The organism is Dellaglioa sp. CoH-57-MRSF-18, assembly GCF_056781995.1.
The window spans coordinates 1-291 of the sequence record NZ_JBXAXX010000191.1; the positions used below are offsets into that span (position 1 = coordinate 1).

1 protein-coding gene is annotated in these 291 nt (G+C 49.5%); it reads left to right on the top strand.

Translation table 11 applies throughout. The features are described from left to right. Positions 1-40 precede the first annotated feature (40 nt). A partial coding sequence (locus AC1RPG_RS08675) for a hypothetical protein (RefSeq protein WP_481762583.1) occupies positions 41-291 on the top strand: 251 nt, incomplete at its 3' end.

The window sequence follows — 291 nt, forward strand, 5'->3', positions numbered from 1 at the left end:
CTTCAAGGGTGCGACGATTCGCACGTATTAAGGGGAAGTTATGGTAGCTAAAGTGGAGTTTTCGCATGATATTCACGAATGGGTTGCACCACGATGGCGCACGATCAGTGTAGACTACGAGTCCGGTGGCGATCTGACAAGAACCATTACGCTAGGGTTCTCATTTGATCCAGCCGACTGTCATGGTGAGGATTTGGCATTTGCTTTCCGAAAGGCAATTCGGAAAGCAAAAAGCGATGGTCGCTGCATAGCCATCAATGTCATGCACCGAGCGGAAATTGGTAATGCGGC